Source organism: Hymenobacter baengnokdamensis (assembly GCF_008728635.1).
Classification (GTDB): Bacteria; Bacteroidota; Bacteroidia; order Cytophagales; family Hymenobacteraceae; genus Hymenobacter; species Hymenobacter baengnokdamensis.
In genome coordinates this window covers 2,990,657-3,005,452 of record NZ_CP044285.1, presented here as the reverse complement: position 1 = coordinate 3,005,452, position 14,796 = coordinate 2,990,657, and the positions used below count along the sequence as shown (strand labels likewise).

Sequence of the window (14,796 nt, the reverse complement as noted above, 5' to 3'; positions counted from 1 at the left end):
ACATAGTAGTTTTTTAATATTAAAATTGGTCTTAGCCTTCCTGCTCTTCGCCGCCGAGCAGCTTCCAGGCTTCTTCGTTGCCTTGCTGGCCGGCGAGGTGCAGGGCGGTGAGGCCGCGCACGTCTTTGCGGGTGGTGTCGGCCCCGGCTTCGAGCAAAATCTTTACCAGCTCATTTCGCCCAAACAGCGTGGCAAACATGAGGGCCGTGCCGCCGTTGCCGTTGGTGAGGTTGAGGTCGGCCCCGCGCTCGATGAGCAGGCGGGCGATGTCGGCGTAGCCCTTGAAGGCGACGCCCATCAGGGCCGAATTACCGCTGGCATCCTGCAGGTTGGGGGCAGCGCCAGCATCCAGCAGCACTTTGGCCGCGTCGATATGGTCGTCGTACGTAGCCAGAATAAGAGCCGAGTGGCCCTTGCCATTCTGGGCATTGATATCGACCTGGGGGTCTTGCAACAGTTGCTTGAGCTGGGCTACGTCGCCCCGGCGAGCGGCATCATGTAGTAGGTCGGTGGGTTGCGTGGAAGTAAAAGACATGGCGTTTGGGGTAGTAGAGCCGGTAGGACAAGCCGGGGCCGACGGATGTTTGACTGTATAGCGGAGCGAAGCCGTTGGTGGCTGGCGGGAAACGACTCGCTCCGCACGCAATTAAATATATATTTATTATACTAAATTTATTGAATATTACGAATGAGTGCCGCGTAAAACCGCACTACCTGCTGGTAAGCAGCCGGGCGCAGGCGCTCGTTGGTGCCGTGCAGGCTTTCGATGGCAGCCTGGTCCATTAATACGGGCATGAAGCGGTAGGTAGCCTGCGGACAAAGGGCGGCGTAGGCGCGAGCGTCAGTGGCTCCTACTACCACGTACGGAGCTACCAGCGCCTGCGGAAACACGCTTTTGATGGTGCGGTGCAGCGTTAAAAAAGCCGCGTTGTCGGTGCCCGATACGGGCGAGGCGGCGCGGCCCTCGCCCAGCGTTTTCACACTGATTTCGGCGTCGTTGATAAGCTCCTTTACTTTTTGAATAACCGCCTGGGGTGAATCGCCGGGCAACAAGCGAAAATTGACGGTGGCTGTGGCCACAATGGGCAATACATTGTCTTTATCGCCGCCTTTAAATATAGTAGGCGCCGTAGTGGTGCGCAGTGCGGCGTTGCCGGAGGGCGTCGCGGCCAGGGAGTTTTTTATCAGCGACCCAAACAGCCACTGATTGGCAAATACCAGCCGCTTGCCGAAGGGTACGGCTGGGGCCAGGTAGGCCAGCAAGCCGCTAACGCCGCCATCGAGGCGGGCCGGAAAGGGCTGGGCTTCGAGCCGGGCCACGGCCGCCGCCACCCGCCCCACGCTGGTGAGCGCCGGGGGCATCGACGAGTGCCCGCCCGCGCCGGTGGCCGACAGCTCCAGGCTGAGGTAGCCCTTCTCGCTTACACCCACCAGCGCTACTGGCTGGGTGAGGCCGGCCACGCCATCGGCTTTTACGAGGCCGCCTTCGTCGAGCACCAGCTCGAGCTGCGGGTGCAGCGGGTGCAGCACGGCCGCAAGGGCGGCGGCCCCGCGCCGGCCCTGGGTTTCCTCGTCGTGGCCGAAAGCCAGCAGCACCGTGCGCCGGGGCCGGAAATTGGCACGCAGCAGCGCCTCCACCGCTTCGAGCTGGCCCACGACGTTGAGCTTGTCGTCGAGGGCACCGCGGCCGTAGAGGTAGCCGCCGGCCTGCTGCCCGGCAAAGGGCGGGCGCGTCCATTGGCTGTCGGTACCGGGCAGCACGGGCACTACGTCCTGGTGCGCCAGCAGCAGCAGCGGCTTCAGGGCCGGGTCGGTGCCGGTCCATTCGTAAAGCAGGCCGTAGCGGTTGACTTTTTGCAGCTTCAGCTGCTGATGCACCAACGGGAACGTGCGCCGCAAATAGGCCTGCAGCTGGCCGAAGGGCAAGGTATCAGTTTCACTATATACCGTGCGCGACACGGTAGCAAACCGCAGCGCGCCGGCCAGGTGAGCCAGCGCCGAATCGGGCGATACGGCCACGGCCGGCGCGGCCGGCACGGGCGCGAGCTGGTGGTTGGGCAGGCGCAGAGTATTGACGAGCACAACTGCCAGCAGCCCCAGCAAGGCACAAAGCAGAAACAGAAGAAAGCGACGCATAAGTCTGCAAGTTGCATCCAAAGCGCGTGTGGTAGCGCTCGCTGAAGCCAGGCACGCCAGTACGCATTAGCACCTAAGCCAGCAGCCGCTTTACCCAAGCGCTGATGCCGGGCAGCCGGGCCAGGCGCGTGCCCAGGTTCATGAGCCAGGGCCGGGTGCCCAGTAAGCGCATCAGCCGGTAGCTGTGGGCCAGCTGGGGCCCGAGCTGGCGTTGCAGCTGCTCGTCGTACTGGTGCATGAAGGCCGCGCTAAAGTCATTTTGGGCTACGCAGGCCGCCGCCTGGGCCGCCGCCAGGATGCCGCTGCGAATGGCCAGGTCGATGCCGTGGCCCTGCAGGGGGTCGATGAGCGAGGCCGCGTCGCCGCACAGCATAAAGCGCGCCCCGCTGGCCGGGCGCTGCCGCCCGCCCCCCATGGGTAGCCCAAACCCGCGTATCGGCCCCAGCTGCCGCGCCGCCCGGAAGCGGCCGGCCAGGGCCGGGTGGGTGGCCAGGTTTTCCAGCAGCAGCTTTTTAAGGTCAATTTTATGCCTGGAAACCAGCTCGGACAGCATGCCCAGGCCCACGTTGTAGCGCCCCTCGCCCACCGGAAACAGCCAGAGGTAGCCCGCCAGATGGCTGCGACTGAAAAAAAACTCGGTAGTGCCGGCCTCGGTATCGGCTACATTTTCAAAGTAGGCGCGCACGCCGGCGCTGTGGTGAGCACGGGCCAGGCGGGGCTCGGGCAGCAGCTGGCGGCCTACGGCCGAGTTAGCGCCGTCGCAGCCTATCACCACCCGGCACGTGATGTCGGCCCCGCCGGCCAGCTGCAGGCGGGCGTGGTCGGACAGTATACTCAGCTCTTTCAGCGTCGCGTTTTCGAGCACCACCGCATCGGTATGCTGCCGCACCAGCTGTAGCAGCGCCGCATCGAAGTGCAGCCGGGGGCTGTTGAAGGTTCGCAGCTTCCAGTGCAGGTAAAAGCTATGGCCACCGGGCGCCACCAGCCGGCTGCGGCGCACCTCGTCGCGGGGCGCAAGCTGCCACAGGGCGTCCACGTAGGCCGGGTCGAGCTGGCCCAAGGCCTTGAGCGCGTGGCCCGGAATAGCATCGCCGCAGACTTTATCGCGCGGAAAGGTGGCTTTATCCAGCAGCGCTACCCGCAGGCCGGAGCCGCGCAACGCCAGCGCGCAGGCGGCTCCGGCGGGCCCGGCCCCCACAATGGCAACGTCGTACTCGGGAAAAGCTAAGGCGGAATTACTGGGCGTGGGCACAAAGTAAAGGTAGGCGATGCCCCGTTAATCAACTTTTTTACCTTGGCAGGTACACCCTTTTACCTGGTGTACTGCGTATAGTTTTAACCTCACCTTTGCCCCGGCCGACACCCCGATTAGCTGCCCCCGGCCGTTATGCCTGCGTATGGACGAATTCACCCCCGCCAACTATGGGCTCTCGGCGCCTCCCGAAGCCAACCCTACCGCCGAAACCGATAACTCGCTGCCGCGGGCGGTGCTGCGGCCTGGCACGCACTTTCTGCTCGATGGCACCTGGCGCTTTGCCCTCGACCCGGCCGATATTGGCCTCACCGAAGAGTGGGCCCAGGGCTACGACTACACCTTTACCGCGCAGTGGCCGGGCTCCATTGAGGCCCACATTGCCCAGGCCCACGCCTCCGACAACCCGGCTGGCTGGCAGGATAAGGTAGTAGCTTGGTACGAGCGCGAGTTTCCGCTGCCCGAAGTGGCCGAGGACCGCCCGCGCTCCTTGATTCAGCTCACCTTCGGGGCCTGTGGCTACGAAACGCGGGTGTGGCTGAACGGGCACCTGCTGCGCACTATTGAGGGCGAAGATGTGCACTACGGCGAGTACACTTCCTTTACCTACGAGCTGCCCGAAGACTTACTGCACCTCGTAAACCGCCTCACGGTGCGCATTGCCGACACGATGGATGCCGAAACAACCCGCGGCAAGCAGGAGTCGCACGTCTATAAGCGCGGGGGCATCTGGTACCAGACCTACACCGGGGCCGTGCGCTCGGTGTGGCTCGAGTCGGTTGAGCGCAACCGCCTGCGCTCGCGGGTAGGCGTGGTAAGCGTGGTGGAAGACAAGCTGGTGCGCTTTAACCTGAGCCTGCGGATTCACGATGCCGGGCCGTATACCGTGCGCCTGCAGGTGTTCGAGCCCGACGCTACGCCCGGCGAAGCGCCGCTGGCCAGCTCTGACTTTGCCATGAACCTGGCCGAGGGCCAGCACGAGCAGCGCCTCGTAGTGGAAGTGCCGACTGCCGAGGTTTGGTGCCCCGAAAACCCCCATCGCTACCGCCTGGTGGCCCAGCTTATCGACCAGACCGGCTACTCGGCCCAGATTGAGGCCCGCTTTGGGCTGCGCAAGATTGAGGCCCGCGGCCGCAAAGTGTACCTCAACAACGAGCCGGTGTACCTCGATGGCATTCTGTACCAGCCCGGCACGGCCACCTTTGCCGAGATGCAGCGCCACATGCACGCCATGAAAGCCCTGGGCTGCAACCTGGTACGGGTCCACATTGCCGGCATCGACCCCCGCATATATAACCTGGCCGATGAGCTGGGCTTGCTGCTGTGGGTAGAAGTGCCCTCGCCCCATAGCTCTACCCCGCGCAGCCGCCAGAACCACCACGCCGAGCTGCTGCGCATGCTCACCCTGATAGAAACCCATCCCAGTATCATCATCTGGAGCCTGTACAACGAAGACTGGGGCTGCCAGGACATTGCGACCAATCCCGAAACCCGGCAGTATATTACGGATACCTACCACTACATGCAAATTGCGCACCCGCAGTTTCTGGTGGTCGACAATGATGGCTGGCACCACATTTCCTATACCGGGCGCCTGAAGTCGGACCTGCTCACTGCTCATCTTTACACCCCCGACCTGGGCCGCTGGCGCGAGCTGCTCGACCGCCTCATCAACGGCGAGCTGGTGGGCACGGCCGCTTTTCCGCTGGTGGTCGGCGACCCGTTTTTCTACCGCCGCCAGGTGCCGCTGCTGGTGAGCGAGTGGGGCGGGTTCGGTTTTTCGGACTACGGCGGACCGGCCGACGCGGAGGCCCGCACCAACAGCATTCGGGCTTTCAAAGAAGAGCTGCGCAAGCGGCCGATTGCGGGCGACGTGTACACCCAGGCTACTAACATCGAAGACGAGCGCAACGGGCTGATTGGCTTTCACTCGGGCGAGCTGGAGGTGCCGGCGGGGCTGCTCGACTCGCGCGGACCAGACCGGGGTTGCGAAAGTAATCCGGCATAAATACATTATTTACTATATTAAAAAGTCCTTCCCATGCCTTCTGCCCTGCCCAGCACTTTCGCCGAGTTTTACCCTTATTACCTGAAAGAGCACCGCCAGCAGGGTACCCGCGTGCTGCACTTTGTGGGCACGAGCCTGTTTTTGACGGCGGCCGGCGCGGCCCTGGCCCAGCGAAAGCCCGGGCTGCTGCTGGCCGGCGTGGCAGGCGCTTACGGCTGCGCCTGGGTGGGTCACTTTTTTGTTGAGCACAACCGGCCGGCAACTTTTCAGCGGCCTTTGCTTTCGCTGGCCGGCGACTTTCGGCTCTTCTGGGATTTGCTGCGCGGCCAGGAGCGATTCGCAGAGCCGCCGGCTAAGTAAGCAGCGCTGAAACCCCTACCCGCTTCGCCGGGTTATCTTTGCAGCTACGTCCCCTGCGACGCACTTGCCTATGCCCGAGATAACGATAGAAGCCGTCCGCCACGCCCTGAGCTTCGTGGAAGAGCCCGACCTGGGCCAGGATTTGATTACGCTCAATATGGTAGAAGACATCCGCGTCGAGGGGCGCGTGGTGTCGTTCACCGTGGTGCTCACCACGCCCGCCTGTCCGCTCAAGCAGCTCATCCACGATGCCTGCGAGCGGGCCGTGCACACGATGGTAGCCAAAGATGCTGAGGTAGTTATCATGATGACCTCGCGCGTGACGACCATGCGCAACAGCAACACCATTCTGCCCGGCGTGAAGAATATCATCGCCGTGGCTTCGGGCAAGGGCGGCGTGGGCAAGAGCACCGTGGCCGCCAACCTGGCCGTGGCGCTCGCGGCAATGGGCGCCAAAGTAGGCCTGGTCGACGCCGACATCTCGGGGCCGAGTATGCCCACCATGTTTGGCGTGGAAGACGCCCGGCCGCACGTATTTCAGGGCGAAAACGGGAAGAATCTGATTCAGCCCATCGTCAAGTATGGCGTCAAGCTGATGAGCATCGGCTTCCTGGCCCCGAGCGAAAACGCCATTGTGTGGCGCGGCCCCATGGCCTCGTCGGCCCTCAAGCAGTTTATTACGGAGGTCGACTGGGGCGAGCTGGATTACCTGCTGCTCGATTTGCCGCCCGGCACCTCCGATATTCACCTTACCCTGGTGCAAACCGTGCCCGTGACCGGCGCCATCATCGTGACCACGCCGCAGCCCGTGGCGCTCATGGATGCCCAAAAGGGCTTGCAGATGTTCCGGCAGCCGCAAATCAACGTACCGGTGCTGGGTATTATCGAAAACATGGCGTGGTTCACTCCGGCCGAGCTGCCCGACAATAAATACTACATTTTTGGACAGGGCGGCGGGCAGCGCCTGGCCGATAAGCACGAGGTGCCGCTGCTGGGCCAGCTGCCGCTAATTCAGGCGGTGCGCGAAGCCGGCGATGCCGGCCGGCCGGCCGTGCTGGCCGATGTAAATTCGCCGGAAGCCGGCACCTTCCGCGACCTGGCCGAGAGCCTGGCCCGGCAGGTGAGCATCCGCAACAACGTAGCGCCTAAAACCACTGTTGTCACAATGAACAGGTAGTAGAAAGCAGTGAACAATCGGCGGTCTCTTGACGGTTGAGTGTTTACTACCGGCTGCCTGCAAAGCTGCTTACCTGTTAACTGCTAACTGAAATGGAATCTGTTTTGTCCCGCGTTGAGCAAGCTCTGGATACGCTGCGGCCTTACCTGGCCACCGACGGTGGCAACGTGCGCGTGGCCGGCATCACGGAGGCCGGCGTACTGCAGCTGGAGTGGGAAGGCTCCTGCGGGGCCTGCCCCATGTCGCCGATGACCCGTGCCGGCCTCGAAGACACCGTGCGGCGCGCCGTGCCCGAAATTACGGCCGTGGAAGCCCGCTAGCTGCTGCCCGAACGTTTGTAATCGTTTGGCGCGCTGACCTTACCAAGCACCCCGACCGGCCCGAACGAGTAGTCTGGCCGCGGCACTGGTCTTTGTAAGCTCGGCGCGCCAAACGATTTTTTTGTTACTTGCCGGCTACTTCCATCTGCCTTCCCCGCTATGCCCGCTTTGCCTGCCAACGACCCCAGCCTGCGCTCCTGGATTGACATTCGGCCGGGTGATGACTTTCCGATTCAGAATCTGCCTTTTGGGGTGATGGAAACCCCTGAGTGGGGGCCGCGCATAGCGGTAGCCATCGGGGGCTATGCCCTGGATTTGTACGCCTGCGCCCAGCGCGGGTATTTCGAAACCATTGCTAATGACATGCCGGCGCTGGGCAAAGCCCTGCCCAAGGTGTTTCGGCGGCGCTCGCTCAATGCTTTTTTGCGGCTGGGGCGGCCGGTGTGGCAGGCCGTGCGCGAGCGCGTGAGCGAGCTGCTGCGCCACGACAACCCCGCCCTGCGCGACGACGAAGAGGCCATTCGCGACTGCCTGCGCCGCCAGCGCGACGTAGCCATGCTACGCCCGGTAAAACCCACCAGCTACGTCGATTTTTATTCGAGCCTGGAGCACGCCACCAACGTGGGCAAGATGTTTCGGCCCGATAACCCGCTGCTGCCCAACTGGCGGCACCTGCCCATTGCCTACCACGGCCGCGCCAACTCCATCGTGGCAAGCGGTACCGGCATTCGGCGGCCGCAGGGCCAGTACCGCGTGCCGGGCCAGGAGGCCCCGGTTTTCGGCCCCACCCAGCAGCTCGATTTTGAGTTGGAAACGGCTTTTATCGTGGGGCAGGATACCAGTATCGGCGAAACGATACCGATTGAATATTCAGAAATTAATATATTCGGACTGGTTTTGTTTAACGACTGGAGCGCCCGCGATATTCAGAGCTGGGAATACCAGCCGCTGGGGCCATTTTTGGGCAAGAACTTCGCCAGCAGCGTGTCGCCCTGGGTGGTCACGCTCGATGCGCTGGCGCCCTTCCGGGTAGCGGGCCCGGCGCAGGAGCCCCAGCCCCTGCCCTACCTGCAAGGCGAGGGCGAGCAGCATTTTGATATTCAGCTCGAAGTGCTGCTCCAGCCGGCGGGCGCTACGGAGGCGCCGTTCGTCATCAGCCATACCAATATGAGGTACTTGTATTGGAGCATGGCGCAGCAGCTCACCCACCAGGCCAGCAACGGCTGCCCGGTGGAGGCCGGCGATATCTACGCGTCCGGCACTATCAGCGGCCCCACGCCCGGCTCGCTGGGCTCGCTGCTGGAGCTGACGCAGCGCGGCACCCAGCCGCTGGCCCTGCCCGATGGCTCACCACTTGGCTTTTTGCGTGATGGCGATACGGTTATCCTGCGCGGCTATGCCGAGCGTGAGGGCCTGCGCATCGGGCTCGGCGAAGTGCGCGGCACGGTGCTGCCAGCAATGGTATATTAAGCAACAGCTTCTTCTTACCGGACAAATTATATTCCGTCAAAAGTAATCGGGTTATAAACCCCCAGTTGGCATTTACACTTAAAAGGCTAATAACCAGAATTTATAGCTTAAGCTAATAGCCTCTTCAGGCAATTATTTCCGGCCCGCTACAATCTCGTCCACAATCAGCGGGTCGAGCAGCGTAGTTGTGTCGCCCAGGTTTGAGGTTTCGCCTTCGGCTACCTTGCGCAGGATGCGGCGCATGATTTTACCCGAACGGGTTTTAGGTAAGCCACTCACCAGCTGGATTTTATCGGGCCTGGCGATACGGCCTATCTGCGCCACTACGGCTTCGATAATGCTGGCCTCGGCGCGCTGAATGTCGAGGTCGGTGGCGGGCACGCCATGCTGGCAAATGACGTAGGCGTAGATGCCCTGGCCTTTTACGTCGTGCGGGTAGCCCACTACGGCGCTCTCCACCACAAACTCGCTTTCGTTGATAGCGTTTTCGATTTCAGCGGTGCCGAAGCGGTGGCCGCTCACGTTTATCACGTCATCGACGCGGCCGATGATGCGGTAGAGGCCGTTTTCGTCGCGACGAGCGCCGTCGCCGGTGAAGTAATAGCCCGGATAAGGCTGAAAATACGTCTGACGGGCGCGCTCGTGGTCGCCCCAGGTGGTGCGGATGACGCCCGGCCAGCTCGCCTTGATGGCCAGGTAGCCTTCCTGGTCGTTGCCCTCGATTTCGGTGCCGTCCTGATTCAACAAAACGGGCTGCACGCCGGGTAGCGGCAGGCCGGCGCGGGCGGGCACGCTGGGCGTGATGCCGGCCAGCGCCGAAATCATGATACCGCCGGTTTCGGTTTGCCACCAGGTATCCACGATGGGGCAGCGCCCCTTGCCTACGTGCTGGTGATACCAGTGCCAGGCCTCCTCGTTTATCGGCTCGCCCACCGAGCCCAGAATGCGCAGGCTGCTGAGCGAATAGGCCAGCACGTGGTCGAGGGGCGCGGCCATGAGCGAGCGGATGGCCGTGGGCGCAGTATAGAAAATGGTGACGTGGTGCTTATCAATCACTTCCCAGAAGCGGCCCGGCGACGGGAACGTGGGCACGCCCTCAAACAGCAGGGTGGTGCTGCCGGCCAGCAGCGGGCCGTACAAGCCGTAGGTATGGCCCGTTACCCAGCCAATATCAGCCGTGCACCAGTACACGTCGTTCTCTTCGACCTGAAATACGTTGCGGAAGGTATAATCAGCCCACACCATGTAGCCGGCCTGCGTGTGGACTACGCCTTTGGGCTTGCCGGTGCTGCCGCTGGTGTAGAGAATAAACAGCGGGTCTTCGGCCGCCATCTCTTCAGCGGGGCACTCCTTTTCAACCTCTTTTACCTCCTGGTGATACCACACATCGCGACCTTGCTGAAGCTGCACCGGCCAGCCGGTATGCTCCACCACGATTACCCGCCGCACCGAGGGGCAGCTTTGCAGCGCCTCATCGACCACACTCTTGACGGGAATCTGCTTGGCGCCCCGGTTCAGGCCATCGGCAGTAAGCACGAAGGCCGCCTCGGCGTCGTTGATGCGGTCGGCAATGGCCGTGGCCGAGAAGCCGGCAAATATTACCCCGTGCACGGCCCCAATGCGGGCACAGGCCAGCACGGCAATGGCCAGCGCGGGTATCATGGGCAGGTAGAGCACCACGCGGTCGCCCTTCTGCACCCCATTCTTTTTCAGCACGTTGGCAAACTGGCACACCTGCTCGTGCAGCTCGCGGTAGGTGAGGCGCAGGTGGCGGGTTTTGGGGTCGTTGGGCTCGAAGATGATGGCCAGCTTGTTGGCCCGCTGCGCCAGGTGGCGGTCGAGGCAGTTCTCGGTGAGGTTGAGCGTGGCCCCGGCATACCAGGTGCTGGTGCCGGCCGGCGAAAACTCGCCGCCACGCACAGTAGCCCACTTCCTGCGCCAGGTAAACGGCTCGGCCGCCGCGGCCCAGAAGGCATCGGGGTCTTCCACAGATTGCCGGTAATCGGCGTGATATTCTTCGGGCGTGCGGGTGCGGATGGCAGACATGCAGTGGAATCAGGAGTTTGGAGTCGCAATTAAGCCGCAATATTTTTGCTAACAACCCTTTTACTGGCAGTAGCGGGCTTATAAAGCCTGAGATGCCTGCCCACTGCTTCTGAGGCAAGCCATCGAGTAGTGGGCAGGCGGCAAATGTAGAGCCGCCGCTTACAGAAGCAAGCTGCCGGGCAGGTGCCTGGCTTATAGCTGCTGGTATTATCAGCAACTCGCGTCTGCGCTGGGTAGCTTTACCTGCCAATTCTACTCTGCCCTATGCCCCCTGCTGCCCACCGCACCATTTCTCCGGCCGACCTATCGCCCATCGATTTTTACCAGTACCTGATAAGCGCCGTAGCGCCGCGCCCCATTGCCTTTGCCAGCACCATTTCGGCGGCCGGCGAAGTAAACCTGAGTCCGTTCAGCTTTTTCAACGTTTTCAGCCAGAGCCCGCCTATTCTGGTGTTTTCGCCTACCAGCCGGGGGCGCGACAACTCGCCGAAGGACACGCTGCTTAATGTGCGGGCCGTGCCCGAGGTGGTAATTAATATCTGCGACTATCCGCTGGTGGAGCAGCTTTCGCTGGCCAGCGCCGAATACCCGGCCGGGGTCAACGAGTTTGGCAAGGCCGGGCTTACCGAGGCCCAGTCGGATAAGGTGCGGCCGCCGCGCGTGGCAGAGTGCCCGGTGGCCTTCGAGTGCGTGGTCGAGCAGATTATTGCCCTGGGCAGTGGGCCCGGCCACGGCAGCCTGGTGGTGTGCCGGGTAGTGCAGGCGCACTTCCGGGAAACTATTCTGCTGGAAGGCCGGCCGGGCCTCGACCCGCACAAGTTCGAGGCCGTATCGCGCCTGGGCGGCGACTGGTACAGCCGCCTGCGGCCCGAAAACCTCTTTACCGTAGGCCGCCCCAACCGCCACCTGGGCATTGGGTTCGACGAGCTGCCCGCCCACATCCGCCACAGCGACCTGCTGACCGGCAACGACCTGGCCAAGCTCGCCAACGTGGAGCGCGCCGCCCTGCCCACGCCCGCCCAAATCGAGGAAATCAAAGCCGAGCCGATGGTAGCGTATTTGCTCAACAAGCACCGTAGCGATACTGCCGAGCAGCAAAAGCAGCTGACCCTGCTGGCCCGGCAGTGGCTGGAAGAAGGCCGCGTGGCGGAGGCGTGGCGGGTGCTACTGCTGGGCTAATATTCAAGGCAATGTGCACGACCTGCTCGCTGACTCCTGTTTACGGCTTTCCGTCGGCGGCCAGCGTTGTCGCCTTCGCTACTGACTTGACGCATAAGCTATTAACCCAGCAGCTTACGGCAGTAGATGCCCCAGCCTTAAAAAACGTGAGCGCTGCTTTCACCCGAGCCAACTGCCAGGTGGTATGGGTTTTATCGCACCCTGATAATGCCTGGCGGGGCTTTTTTTACCCGAGGCAGAAGCAATTCGCTATTTACAGAAAATGCAAAAAGCCACCACTACTCGTCAGCTAGGCTGTCTGGTAGTAGTGGCGCTTATCATATTGCTAATCATCTGGCGCAGTCTACCCTAAGCAGAAAGCCCGCACCTCAATACTCTGAGTATTTCCCTAATTCCGCACCGCAATCAGCAGACCCAGCTCTTTATAGCGCATATTGAATTTCTTGGCAATGGCCGCATTCGTGAGCGAGCCTTTATACACGTACACGCCCGAGCGGAAATGCTCATTGGTAAACAGCGCCTCGTTGATGCCGCCGTGCTGGCTGATGTCCTGCAGGATGGGCGTGAAGATGTTGCTGAGCGCGTTGGTGGCGGTGCGGGGCACCCGCGAGGCAATGTTGGGCACGCAGTAGTGCACTACATCGTATTTCCTGAATACTGGCTTGCTGTGGCTGGTCAGCTCGCTGGTTTCGAAGCAGCCGCCCTGGTCGATGCTGATATCGATGATGATGGAACCCGGCGCCATGCTCGACACCATACTTTCGGGCACCATAAACGGGATGCGTCCTTCTTCGACGGCCAGCGCCCCGATAACCACATCGGCCCGCCGAATCTGCTGGCTCAGGGCAAAGGTATCGAGGGTACTGGTGTAGAGCTGCGAGCCCAGGTTGTGCTTGAGGCGGCGCAGCTTATAGAGGTGGTTATCAAATACTTTCACCTCCGCCCCCAGGCCCAGCGCGGCGCGGGCGGCGTACTCGGCTACCGTGCCCGCACCCAGGATAACGACCTGCGACGGCGGCACCCCCGTGATACCGCCCAGAATAATGCCTTTGCCCTCGTTGGAGCGGGCCAGGTACTCGGCGGCCACGAGCATTACCGTTGAGCCGGCGATTTCACTCATGGCGCGCACCACCGGGCGGGCACCGCTGGGGTCTTTTATCAGCTCGAAGCCGATGGCATTGACCTTTTTACGAGCCAGGGCATTGATAAATTCGGGCGTCATGGTACCCATTTGCAGGGCCGAGATGAGGGTTTGGCCGGGGCGCATCAGCTCAATCTCATCCATCATGGGCGGGGCCACTTTCAAGATAATATCGGCCTTGTACACTTCCTCGGTCGAGTAGGCGATGGTAGCGCCCGCCTCCGAATAGTCGTGGTCGGAAAACTTGCTGGGCTCGCCGGCCCCGCTTTCGAGCATCACTTCGTGGCCTTCGCTGATGAGGTGTACCACGGCTTCGGGCGTGAGCCCCAGGCGGTTTTCCTGCAAGGATATCTCCTTAGGCAGACCAATAAAAAGCTTGCGCTTGCGCGTGTCCACGGCCAGCATCGACTCCTGGGTGAAGTAGGCGCGGCTCGTAGCCAAGGCGCCAAAGCCAGAGGGTAGCTGTTCGGCCATAACTTAATTTCAGTGAGCAGTGCGCAATGACCAGTGAGCAGCTTCTGGCTGCCAAACAATCATTGTGCACTGCTCACTGCTCACTGGTAATTGATAATTGTCTTGATTCCGGGCCGGTTACCGACAGCTCCACGAGCAGCCGTTGCGAAGGCAACAGCCCCGTGATGCGGCTGGGCCATTCTACCAGGCAAAGATACCCCGAATAGAAGTACTCTGCTGCGCCCAGCCGGGCGGCTTCTTCTTCGGAGTCAACCCGATAAAAATCGAAGTGATAGATGGGCTCATTCCGGCCGGTGCGGTACTCATTGACCAGGGCGAAGGTCGGACTGCTCACGTCGTCGTGCACGCCCAGCTCGGCGCACAGGGCGCGGATGAGCGTCGTTTTGCCCGCCCCCATCTCGCCCACGAAGGTCACGATGGTCTGGCCCGATTCGGCAAGGGCCGTGGCAAGCTGCCGGGCGGCCGTGGGCAGGGCAGCCAGCGTTGGTATTTCGAGGGTAAGAGAAGGCATTTTTTGCGTTGTTTCCCAGTTGGTCATCATCCTGACGGTCTTTCGTAGCGCGCAAGGTTTTTTTAATGCATGCGGTCGTCGCGCACCGGCAGGTTTACGACAATCTCCCCTTCGAGCCTGAGTAATTCCTGCAAGCGGGCATCTACTTCGGCCGGGTCGCAGTATTCTTTGGCCAGGTCGACGTAGCTCACGAAGTGGCCTGCTTCGCTGGCCATCAGCTCATAATAAAACTGGCTGAGCTCGGGGTCGCGGTCTTGCAGGTGCAGCCACAGCAGCTTAAAGCGCTCGCAGGAGCGCGCCTCGATAAGCGCCGACACCAGCAGCTGGTCGAGCAGCTGGCGCTCGCGCGGGCCACCCTTGCGAATGTGGGCCATAAGCTGCACCACGTACTCGTCGCGGCGCGGGCGGCCCAGCGGCAGGCTGCGCTTGCGCAGCTCCTGCACCACGCGCTCAAAATGGCTCCATTCCTCGGCTACCAGCAGGGTAAGCTCGTCAACCAGCCGCTCTTTTTCGGGGTAATGCACGATGAGCGAGATGCCAGTGCTGGCCGCCTTCTGCTCGCAATAGGCGTGGTCAACCAGGATTTCTTCGAGATTCTTGCTGGCCAAATCTACCCAGCGTGGGTCGGTGTTGAGCTTGAGCTTAAGAATGGTTTTCTCTTTCATATACTGAGTAGCTACCCGTTTATTTTAACCCTGAGCGATAAGCCCGGCGAAGCGCGA

The 14,796-nt window shown here is 61.8% G+C and carries 13 protein-coding genes; 6 read left to right on the top strand and 7 right to left on the bottom strand.

Annotated features, from left to right (window positions below):
* Nucleotides 1–31: 31 nt before the first annotated feature.
* From F6X24_RS12860 to F6X24_RS12850, 3 genes are all read right to left on the bottom strand, one after another.
* The gene (locus F6X24_RS12860) at nt 32–535 is read right to left on the bottom strand and encodes an ankyrin repeat domain-containing protein (RefSeq protein ID WP_151088387.1); all 504 of its coding nucleotides are present in this window, start codon (nt 533–535) and stop codon (nt 32–34) included.
* 137 nt (nt 536–672) lie between these two features.
* Nucleotides 673–2,136 (bottom strand): M20/M25/M40 family metallo-hydrolase, encoded by a 1,464-nt coding sequence (locus F6X24_RS12855; RefSeq protein ID WP_151088386.1) that lies wholly within the window; start codon nt 2,134–2,136, stop codon nt 673–675.
* Nucleotides 2,137–2,209: 73 nt separating this feature from the next.
* A complete protein-coding gene (locus F6X24_RS12850) occupies nt 2,210–3,388 on the bottom strand; it encodes an NAD(P)/FAD-dependent oxidoreductase (protein WP_191906317.1) in 1,179 nt (392 codons plus the stop codon).
* Nucleotides 3,389–3,533: 145 nt separating this feature from the next.
* Here F6X24_RS12850 and F6X24_RS12845 point away from each other — a divergent pair, with 145 nt between their 5' ends.
* The 5 genes from F6X24_RS12845 to fahA all read left to right on the top strand — a co-directional run bounded on the left by F6X24_RS12845 (nt 3,534) and on the right by fahA (nt 8,723).
* Nucleotides 3,534–5,396 carry a sugar-binding domain-containing protein gene (locus tag F6X24_RS12845; RefSeq protein WP_151088384.1) on the top strand — a complete coding sequence of 621 codons (1,863 nt, stop codon included), beginning with the start codon at nt 3,534–3,536 and terminating at the stop codon, nt 5,394–5,396.
* A 33-nt stretch (nt 5,397–5,429) separates the two neighbouring features.
* Nucleotides 5,430–5,756 carry a DUF962 domain-containing protein gene (locus tag F6X24_RS12840; protein ID WP_151088383.1) on the top strand — a complete coding sequence of 109 codons (327 nt, stop codon included), beginning with the start codon at nt 5,430–5,432 and terminating at the stop codon, nt 5,754–5,756.
* Nucleotides 5,757–5,826: 70 nt separating this feature from the next.
* A complete protein-coding gene (locus F6X24_RS12835; RefSeq protein ID WP_151088382.1) occupies nt 5,827–6,933 on the top strand; it encodes an Mrp/NBP35 family ATP-binding protein in 1,107 nt (368 codons plus the stop codon).
* A gap of 92 nt (nt 6,934–7,025) precedes the next feature.
* On the top strand, nt 7,026–7,253 hold the full coding sequence (locus tag F6X24_RS12830; protein ID WP_151088381.1) for a NifU family protein: 228 nt from the start codon (nt 7,026–7,028) through the stop codon (nt 7,251–7,253).
* 159 nt (nt 7,254–7,412) lie between these two features.
* Nucleotides 7,413–8,723, top strand: a complete 1,311-nt coding sequence (gene fahA, locus F6X24_RS12825) for a fumarylacetoacetase (RefSeq protein WP_151088380.1) — start codon at nt 7,413–7,415, stop codon at nt 8,721–8,723.
* 132 nt (nt 8,724–8,855) lie between these two features.
* Here fahA and acs read toward each other — a convergent pair whose 3' ends face one another.
* Nucleotides 8,856–10,769: an acetate--CoA ligase gene (acs, locus tag F6X24_RS12820; protein WP_151088379.1), complete on the bottom strand. Its 1,914-nt coding sequence runs from the start codon at nt 10,767–10,769 to the stop codon at nt 8,856–8,858.
* Nucleotides 10,770–11,033: 264 nt separating this feature from the next.
* On the opposite strand from acs, the gene F6X24_RS12815 reads away from it, so the two are divergent.
* A complete protein-coding gene (locus tag F6X24_RS12815; protein ID WP_151088378.1) occupies nt 11,034–11,948 on the top strand; it encodes a flavin reductase family protein in 915 nt (304 codons plus the stop codon).
* A 388-nt stretch (nt 11,949–12,336) separates the two neighbouring features.
* On the opposite strand, the gene F6X24_RS12810 is transcribed toward F6X24_RS12815, so the two are convergent.
* The 3 genes from F6X24_RS12810 to miaE all read right to left on the bottom strand — a co-directional run bounded on the left by F6X24_RS12810 (nt 12,337) and on the right by miaE (nt 14,739).
* A complete protein-coding gene (locus F6X24_RS12810) occupies nt 12,337–13,563 on the bottom strand; it encodes an alanine dehydrogenase (RefSeq protein WP_151088377.1) in 1,227 nt (408 codons plus the stop codon).
* 73 nt (nt 13,564–13,636) lie between these two features.
* Entirely contained in the window at nt 13,637–14,074 is a 438-nt protein-coding gene (tsaE, locus tag F6X24_RS12805; RefSeq protein WP_151088376.1) for a tRNA (adenosine(37)-N6)-threonylcarbamoyltransferase complex ATPase subunit type 1 TsaE, read from the bottom strand.
* Nucleotides 14,075–14,136: 62 nt separating this feature from the next.
* On the bottom strand, nt 14,137–14,739 hold the full coding sequence (gene miaE / locus F6X24_RS12800; protein WP_151088375.1) for a tRNA-(ms[2]io[6]A)-hydroxylase: 603 nt from the start codon (nt 14,737–14,739) through the stop codon (nt 14,137–14,139).
* Nucleotides 14,740–14,796: the final 57 nt, after the last annotated feature.